The 7,470-nt window shown below is 72.9% G+C and carries 7 protein-coding genes; 2 read left to right on the top strand and 5 right to left on the bottom strand.

Features of this window, described 5'->3' with window-relative positions:
* Positions 1-30: 30 nt before the first annotated feature.
* The gene (locus N864_RS16760) at positions 31-318 is read right to left on the bottom strand and encodes a DUF1905 domain-containing protein (RefSeq protein ID WP_034719468.1); all 288 of its coding nucleotides are present in this window, start codon (positions 316-318) and stop codon (positions 31-33) included.
* A 91-nt stretch (positions 319-409) separates the two neighbouring features.
* On the opposite strand from N864_RS16760, the gene N864_RS16755 reads away from it, so the two are divergent.
* Positions 410-1,630, top strand: coding sequence for a zinc-dependent alcohol dehydrogenase (locus N864_RS16755; RefSeq protein WP_034719467.1), 1,221 nt, complete (start codon positions 410-412; stop codon positions 1,628-1,630).
* A 7-nt stretch (positions 1,631-1,637) separates the two neighbouring features.
* On the top strand, positions 1,638-2,699 hold the full coding sequence (locus N864_RS16750; protein WP_034719466.1) for an NAD-dependent epimerase/dehydratase family protein: 1,062 nt from the start codon (positions 1,638-1,640) through the stop codon (positions 2,697-2,699).
* 63 nt (positions 2,700-2,762) lie between these two features.
* On the opposite strand, the gene N864_RS16745 is transcribed toward N864_RS16750, so the two are convergent.
* From N864_RS16745 to N864_RS16730, 4 genes are all read right to left on the bottom strand, one after another.
* Positions 2,763-3,914 (bottom strand): glycosyltransferase family 9 protein, encoded by a 1,152-nt coding sequence (locus N864_RS16745; RefSeq protein ID WP_081793966.1) that lies wholly within the window; start codon positions 3,912-3,914, stop codon positions 2,763-2,765.
* Positions 3,911-4,717: a glycosyltransferase family 2 protein gene (locus N864_RS16740; RefSeq protein WP_034719462.1), complete on the bottom strand. Its 807-nt coding sequence runs from the start codon at positions 4,715-4,717 to the stop codon at positions 3,911-3,913. The genes N864_RS16745 and N864_RS16740 overlap by 4 nt, the downstream gene beginning before the upstream one ends.
* Complete coding sequence (gene rfaE2 / locus N864_RS16735) at positions 4,714-6,216, bottom strand: D-glycero-beta-D-manno-heptose 1-phosphate adenylyltransferase (protein WP_034719459.1); 1,503 nt, start codon at positions 6,214-6,216, stop codon at positions 4,714-4,716. The genes N864_RS16740 and rfaE2 overlap by 4 nt, the downstream gene beginning before the upstream one ends.
* Before the next feature lie 62 nt (positions 6,217-6,278).
* Complete coding sequence (locus tag N864_RS16730; protein WP_034719456.1) at positions 6,279-7,325, bottom strand: MBL fold metallo-hydrolase; 1,047 nt, start codon at positions 7,323-7,325, stop codon at positions 6,279-6,281.
* Positions 7,326-7,470: the final 145 nt, after the last annotated feature.

Here is a 7,470-nt window from a genome sequence, read left to right as displayed (position 1 = left end):
CTCGTCGGTTGGTGGCCCTTCGACGGGCTGTCAGGCGTCGATGACGAGCCGGATGGGCACCTGGTCACCCAGCTCGAGCGCCTCCGCCCGGCGCACCGCCGTCTTGACCGGCACGAGGTAGCGCCCGTCCTTCGGGATCAGGGACGTCTCGAACTGCGTGTCGCCGATCTGCCCCCGCACCGGGACGCAGCCCCACCCGTACGACACGAACGGGGCGGCGTCGGCGATCTGTCGGCACCCGTCGTCCGGGACGGTCACGAAGTGCCACGGAGCCGGGCCTCTCCAGAACCACAGCTGCCCGGAGAACTCGAGATCCATCGAGTCAGGATAGGAGACGGCGTGCGGGCGTTCCCCTCGAGTGGCCGGTGGGTAGAGACCGGTGACCGCCAACGCCACCGAGGGAGTCCCAGTGAGAGCCGTGACCTGGCAGGGCAAGCACGACGTCCGCGTCGAGACCGTGCCTGACCCGACGATCCAACACGACACCGACGCCGTCATCCGCGTCACGTCGACCGCCATCTGCGGCTCCGACCTGCACCTCTATGACATCTTCGGACCGTTCCTCAAGCCGGGTGACGTGCTCGGCCACGAGACGATGGGCGTCGTCGAGGCGGTCGGCTCACAGGCGGGGCAACGCCTCAAGGTCGGCGACCGCGTCGTCGTGCCGTTCAACATCTCCTGCGGCACGTGCTGGATGTGCACGCACGGCCTGCAGTCGCAGTGCGAGACGACGCAAGTGACCCAGCACGGCACGGGCGCAGCCCTGTTCGGCTACACCGAGCTCTACGGCGAGGTGCCGGGTGGGCAGGCGGAGTATCTCCGTGTGCCGCAGGCGCAGTACGGCCCGATCGTCGTCCCCCACGAGGGACCGGACGAGCAGTACCTCTATCTCTCCGACATCCTCCCCACCGCGTGGCAGGGCGTCGCCTATGCCGCGACCGGCGACCGCTCGCTCGAGAAGAACCCGGTCGAGGGCAACACCGTCGTCGTGCTCGGTCTCGGCCCGGTCGGCCAGCTCTGCGTCCGCGTCGCGCGGCTGCAGGGAGCGGCGCGCGTCATCGCCGTCGACCGCGTCACCGAGCGCCTGGCCCTCGCCGCGGAGTGGGGCGCGGAGGTCGTCGACCAGGGCAGCGTCGACGACGTCGTCGAGACGCTCCTGAAGCTGACCGGCGGTCGGGGACCCGACGCGGTCATCGACGCCGTCGGGATGGAGGCGCACGGGTCACCGGTGGCCAAGGCCGCGCAGACGGCGGCCGGCATGCTGCCCAAGGCCGTCGCCCAGCCGCTCTTCACCCATGCCGGGGTGGACCGCCTCGACGCGCTCCACACGGCGCTGCGGTCGGTGCGGCGTGGTGGCACGGTCTCGCTCGTCGGCGTCTACGGCGGGGCGATGGACCCGGTGCCGATGCTCACCATGTTCGACCGTCAGGTCACGGTGCGGATGGGGCAGTGCAACGTGCGGCGGTGGACGGACGCGATCATGCCCTGCGTGACGTCCGAGGACGACGTCCTGGGCCTCAGCCACCTCGCGACGCACCGCCTCCCGCTCAGCTCCGCCCCAGCGGCATACGCGATGTTCCAGCAGAAGTCGGACGGCTGCATCAAGGTCGTCCTCGACCCGGCGGCCTGAGCCGGTCATGAGGGTCGTCATCCTTGGCGCGTCCGGCAACGTCGGCAGCGCCCTGCTCGACCGCCTTGCGGCGGACGGCCAGGACGTCGTCGGCGTCGCGCGCCGCCCGCCGACGAGGGGCTGGGCGCTGCGACAGGCGCAGTGGCACGCGATCGACGTGACGAGCGCCGACGCCGCCAGGCGGCTCGCCACGGTGATGCGCGGCGCCGACGCGGTCGTGCACCTCGTCTTCGGGTTCCAGCCGAGCCACGATGCCGCCTACCTGCGCCGCCTCGACATCGGCGGCACCCGGGCGGCGCTCGAGGCCGCGGTTGCCGCCGGAGTCCCCCACTTCGTCGACTTCTCGTCCCTCGGCGCGTATTCGCCTCGGGCGCGAGAAGAACCGGTCGACGAGAGCTATCCGACCGGCGGCATCACGACGCTGCCGTACAGCCGGCACAAGGCCGCTGTCGAGCGGCTGCTCGACGACGAGGAGGCCCGCGGCCGCATCGCGATCGCCCGGATGCGACCCGCCCTGATCGGTCACCGCACGAGCGGGAGCGCCCTGCTGCGCTACACCTACCCGGTGTGGGCCCCCACCCTGGTCCTGCGCCACCTGCCCGTGCTGCCGCTCGACCGCGGCTTCCGGGCGCAGTTCGTCCACGTCGAGGACCTCGTCGACGCGGTGGCGCGGGTGCTCGAGCAGCGGGCCACCGGCGCGTTCAACATCGCCGGTGACGGCGAGGTGCGCCGAGCCGACATCGCGGCCGTGCTCGGCGCCCGACCAGTGCACCTGCCCTGGCGCTGGCTGCGCGCTCTCGCGGCCGCCACGTGGACGCTGCGCCTGCAGCCGGTCGACCCCGGCTGGCTCGACCTCGCCGCGGCCGTGCCGCGAATGTCGACCGACCGCGCCCGACGCGAGCTCGGCTGGTCGCCCCGGTTCGACGCCACGGCAGCGGTCACCGAGGCGCTCGACGGGATGATGAACGCGGCAGCCGCCGACACACCGGCACTGCGAGCCCGCAGCTGGGTGGGGGGTCTGATGGACGTCGTGCGTCGCGGGCCGGTCTCGTACCGCCGGCTCATCTGAGTCGCCGGTGGGTGCTCGCCGGGGCTGCTCATGGGGGCTGCTCATGGGGGCTGCCCATCGGGCCTACCCGGCCGCCTCCTCCGCCCCCACGTCGGCTGCCGGGCGGCTGGCCGGGCGCCGCCGTTCCACGCCCAGCACCTGCCACAGGGCCGCCTCGACCTCGTCGACGGCCACCGCGTCGACGAACGAGACATCGTGCTGGCAGCGCGTTTCGAGCTGTTCCTCGCCACAGACGGGGCAGTGCACCTGTTGGGACACGAGTGCGCGGTCAGCGACACCGACGAGGGGGCCGAACGCGAACACGTTGGTGAGCCAGAAGACCCCCACGGTGGACGTGCCGACCGCCGCTGCCAGGTGCCGCGGACCCGAGTCGTTGCCGACGAAGGCGGCTGCGTCGGCGAGGACTCCGATCGTGCCCGACAGTGACAGCCGACCGGTGACGTTGCGCACCCGGTCGCGGTCCCCGAGCCGGGCTGCTGCCCGTGCGGACGCCGCCCGATCGTCGGGGCCCCCGACGAGGACGACGTGGAGTCCCGCGGCCATGATCCGCCGGCTCAGCTCGACGAACCGCTCTGCGGGCCAGCGGCGCCGGGCATCCCGGGCCCCCACGTGGAGAGCCACGTAGGGATGGCCGCCGGGCAGCACCCGACGCGCTTCGTCCCGGTCCCGCTCCGTCACGGCGATCCGGGGGGTGAGCTCGTCGACCGCACCGAGGTGGGTGGCACCGACGAGGGCCACGACGTCGAGCCAGCGGAGCACCTCGTGTCGGTGCGGCAGGTACGGCACGGTGCGGTCGAGCGGGGGCGCCCCATCAGCCCGCGCGCCCGCCGTGACCCGGGCGCCGAGCGACGACACGAACGTGTTGCTCGTGCCACCTCCACCGTGCAGCTGGAGGGCGAGGTCGACCCGCTCTCGGCAACGCGCCGCGATGAACTGCTCGGTGTCCGCCGCCGGCGCTGCGTCCGCCGGCAGGCCGCGCAGACCGGGATACTTCGGGGCGACGAGGCAGCGGTCCCACGGGCCGGGCCGGCCCGCGACGAGGGCCGGCAGCCAGGCGTCACCAACGACGGTGATCTCCGCCTCGGGATAGGCGTGCCGCACCGCGGTGAGCGCCGGGATGACGACGAGGAAGTCGCCGATCCCGTTCGCGCGCAAGGCAAGCACCCGACATACGTCATCGACGACGCTGCGCTCGTGGGAGGGAGTGTGCCTCACAGGCCCACCACGTCGTAGCACTCGACGTCCCGGTGCGGGACGGTGGTGGGCAGCTCGAGGTGGACTGCGCCGCTCGGCAGCAGGCCGGCGCCGCCGTGACGCTCCATGACGCGCAGCTGGGGGACGACGTCCTCGCCGGCGTGCTCGGGCGGCAGGTCGGGCCAGAAGGAGAACCCGCCGGCCTCGAGCAGCGCGGCGCGGCGGTAGAGCACGCAGCCGCCGATCCACGCGACCTTGTAGGCGCGCCAGTCGGAGGGCTCCAGCCTCAGGCTTTCGGCGAGGTGAGTGGGGTTGGCGGCGTTGTGCAGCAGGTGGCGGTCCCACGCCGGGGTGCCGCGCCGGACCCGCTCGGGCTCGACGCGGCCGGGCCACTCCTCGTAGGCCGAGAGCTGGTGGGGACGGTGGTCGTCCCGGTAGGAGAGTCCCTGGACGGCGAAGCCCACGAACCCGCAGTCGAGCTCGTCGATCGCGTCCACGAGGCGCTCGAGCGCCCATGGCTCGAGCCACACGTCGTCGTCGAGGCAGAGGACGTGGGGCGCCCGCGAGAGCTCGAGCAGGTGCTGCCGGTTCTCCGCGACGCCCCGGCGCGCGACGTGGCGCTCGATGATGACCTCCGTGCCGTGCAGCTCGAGGACCCGTCGCATCCCGGCGACGAGCGGGTCGTCCGCGACGGCCTGCGCGGACTGGTCGCTGACGAGGATGCGGAAGCCGTCGTGGGACTGGGACGCCAGCCCGGAGAGGGTGACCGCGAGCGCTTGCGGCCGCTCGCAGGTCGGGATGAGGACGTCGACGGCGGCGGTCATCCGGGGCGCTCCGCGGCGGTCAGGGCTGGCCGCTCGCCACGGATCCGCTCGACGATCTGGGTCGTGGAGCGACCACCCACGTAGTCGACGAGGACGACCTCTCCCCCGAGCCGCTCGACGAGGGGAGCCTCGGGCAGCATCTCGATGTTGTAGTCGCCGCCCTTCACGTAGACGTCCGGCCGGACCAGCTCGATCAGCTCGCGCGGGGTCTCGGCGTCGAACAGGACGACGTGGTCGACGGAGCGCAGAGCGGCCAGCAGCCCGGCACGCTCTGCCTCCGGGACGATCGGCCGGTCGCTGCCCTTGAGCCGCCGCACGCTGGCATCGCTGTTGAGGGCCACGACGAGGACATCGCCGAGGGATCGTGCTTGGCGCAGGTACTCGACGTGCCCGGCGTGGAGGATGTCGAAGCACCCGTTCGTGAAGACGATCCGGCGGCCGGCGGCCCGGTGAGCCGCGACGTGCTTGCGCAGCTCGGTGGCCGAGGTGACGCCGAGGTCGTCGTCGTAGCCGCGGCTCCGCACGAGGAGCGCCTCGGCGGTGCAGCACGAGGTCCCGGCCTCATCGACCACGACGCCGGCCGCGAGCTGGGCGAGGTCTGCGGCGGTCTCCGGCTCCGCGCCTGCCGCGAGGGCGAGGGTGAAGGTCGTGCTCACCGTGTCGCCCGCGCCACAGGTCTGCTGGGTGGCCCGGGCGGTGGCACGGGTCCGGTGCGGCGGCCGGCCCCGGCGGTGCAACAAGGTGCCGTCCGAGTCGACGGTCGTGAGGAGCAGGTCGCAGCGCCACTCGCGCAGCAGCTCCTGCGACCGGGCGGTGAGGTGCTCGATTCGCTCCGCCTTGGTCCAGGTCGCCTCGTCGGCACCGGCCGGGCCGCGCAGCTCCTCGGCGCTGGGGGTCATCGCGGTCACGTGGCAGGCGTCCCAGCGGCGGAAGTCGTGCCCGTCGACGACGAGCGGTCCACGGAGCCGGCTCCGCGCCCGGCACAGCCGGTGGACCACCTGGTCGGTGAGGGCGCCATTGCCGTAGTCGGCGACGAGGACGGCATCCACGTGGTCCAGTCGCTCGACGAGCCGGTCGGCCAGCTCGTTCACAGCGGTGCCGCTCCACGGCGCGTGCGCCTCGAGGTCGAAGCGACCCATCACCTGCCCGTCTGCGACGAGCCGGGACTTGGTCGTCGTGCTGTGGTGCGGGTCCACGACGACCCCCGTGTCGTCGACGTCGTGGTGGCGCAGCGCTGCTCGCAGGCGCTGGCCCGCCTCGTCGGCGCCGACCAGGGCGACCAGCTCGACGCTGGCGCCCAGGGCCGCGGCGTTGGCGGCGCAGTTGCCGGCGGAGCCGGGTGCCCAGTCGACGTGGTCGATCTCGTGGACCGGGACCGGCGCCTCACGCGCGAGGCGCCCGCACGCGCCATACAGCCACGCATCGAGCACGGCGTCGCCGAGGACGAGCAGCCGCACCCGCGAAACACGCTCGAGCAGGTCGCGGATCTGGGTCTGCATGCGACGTCGCTTACCCGCTGCCCAGCCGGACAAGCGGCCGGCTGCGAGGTCCCAGCAACCTCTCAGGCGGAGCGGTACCGACGCACTCCGGAGACCAGCTCGCCGACGACCAGCCGGCGCTCGGCGAGCACCTGCAAATGTGCGGCGGTCTCGAGCACCGCCAACATCTCGTTGAACACGTCCATGTCGGCGAGTCGGCGCCTTCGCCGGGTCCAGTGCAACTGACCCGCCACCTCGAAGGCAGTCTCCGCACCGGTGTCGAGGGCCCGCAGGGTCAGGTCGAGGCGCTCCTCGTGGTGTGCGAGCAGCTCGTCGACCCGCTCGTGGACGCTGCTCGTCACCGGGCCGTGGGCGGGCAGCAGCCGGGCGTCCGGCATGGCGCGGACGAGCTGCAGCGAGGTGAGGTAGTCCCGCAGCGGCGACTCCGGCCGGATCGCCTGGAAACCGATCGACGGCGTGATCTGGGGCAGCACGTGGTCACCGGCGAAGAGCAGCTCGGCCGCCGCGTCGTGGTAGACGAGATGGCCGCTCGTGTGACCCGGCGTCTCGATCGCCGCCAGCGAGCGCGGACCGACGGCGACGACCTGCCCATCGCGGAGCCACTGGTCAGGCGCCGCCCACTCGTCGGGGTCGACCGGTGGCGGCTGGTAGGCGGCGAGGTGGTCGGCGAGCTCCTTCGCCCCCGCCTCGCGCAGCATCGGCACCTGGGCGACCTCGATCTCGTCGTCGCCACCCTGACCGGCGCGCTCGACGAGGTGCTCGATGCAGGGCCGCTCGCCGACGCCGAGGGACACGGTCGCGCCATACCGCTTCCGGACGATCGAAGCGTTGGTGTAGTGGTCCCGGTGAGCGTGGGTGACGAGGAACTGGCCGATCTGCTCGACCCCGAAGCCGAGGCTGTCGAGGGCCCCGGCGAGCGCCGTCTCGGCCGCCTCGATCGCCCACCCGCCATCGATGAGGGTGAGCCCGTCGCCATCGACGATGGCGTAGACGTTGACGGCGCGCAGCCCGTCGTTCGGCAACGGGAGCGGGATCCGATGGATGCCGGGAGCGACCTCGAAGGCCCCCGGACGCGTCCACGCGTCGCGGTCGGTCGGCTGCTCGGTCACGTCACGTCTCCCTGTGGCTCGGTGTCTCCGGCAGTATGCCGCTCACCGTCCCTTCGCTCGCCGGCCACCCCCTCCCCTGCCCCGTCCACCGCTTCACGCCGCTCCCCCGCCGCCCCCCCTGCCCCGTCGAGTGAGCGCAAACTCC

Source organism: Intrasporangium chromatireducens Q5-1, from assembly GCF_000576575.1.
GTDB lineage: Bacteria > Actinomycetota > Actinomycetes > Actinomycetales > Dermatophilaceae > Intrasporangium_A > Intrasporangium_A chromatireducens.
This window is presented reverse-complemented; position numbering and strand designations above follow the sequence as displayed.

Excerpts from the sequence above, each read along its gene's own strand:
- rfaE2 (WP_034719459.1), bottom strand. The coding sequence starts at position 6,216 with ATGCAGACCCAGATCCGCGACCTGCTCGAGCGTGTTTCGCGGGTGCGG.
- N864_RS16750 (WP_034719466.1), top strand. The coding sequence starts at position 1,638 with ATGAGGGTCGTCATCCTTGGCGCGTCCGGCAACGTCGGCAGCGCCCTG.
- N864_RS16740 (WP_034719462.1), bottom strand. The coding sequence starts at position 4,717 with ATGACCGCCGCCGTCGACGTCCTCATCCCGACCTGCGAGCGGCCGCAA.
- N864_RS16760 (WP_034719468.1), bottom strand. The coding sequence starts at position 318 with ATGGATCTCGAGTTCTCCGGGCAGCTGTGGTTCTGGAGAGGCCCGGCT.